General features: G+C 49.6%; 1 protein-coding gene. It reads left to right on the forward strand.

The genetic code is table 11. The features are described from left to right. A partial coding sequence (locus R7Z50_RS28000) for a PhoX family protein (RefSeq protein ID WP_318149819.1) occupies positions 1-665 on the forward strand: 665 nt, incomplete at both ends.

The following is a 665-nucleotide window of genomic DNA, read 5'->3' on the forward strand; positions in this document are numbered from 1 at the left end:
TAAGAGCACGCGTTACTTGTGGGAAACATTGGCAGGTAACTCAGAAGAGCGTTTAGATGAGTTTACGCGTTTTAATGTTGCACCAACAGGCACCAGCTCTGCAGACGATTACCGTAACGAAGCGAACGGCCATGGCTACATTGTAGAAATTGACCCATATACCCAAAACTCTCGTGCGAAAAAGCGTACCGCGCTTGGTCGTTTCCGCCACGAAGGTTGTGCTTTCGGTAAGCTAGAAGCAGGCAAACCCGTAGTATTTTACTCAGGTCATGATTCTCGTTTTGAATACCTTTACAAGTTCGAGTCTGCAGCGGCTTGGGATCCTGCTGATGCAAATCCTGCGAATCGCTTGGCGACGGGCGACAAGTACATGGACGAAGGCACACTTTACGTTGCGCGTTTCAATGAAGACAGCACAGGTACTTGGTTGCCACTAACGCTTGATAGTGTGACGACATCTGGTGGCACGCTTGCTGATCATTTTAACTCGTTAGCGGAAATTATCATTAATACGGCTGGCGCGGCTGACCTTGTTGGCGCAACGCCAATGGATCGTCCTGAATGGTGTTCGGTTGACCCGTTCACAGGCTCTGTATACCTCACGCTAACCAATAACACGCGCCGCACAGACGAAACGAATCCAGCAAATCCGCGCTTAAACACCA

Source organism: Vibrio sp. 1249-1 (assembly GCF_033340495.1).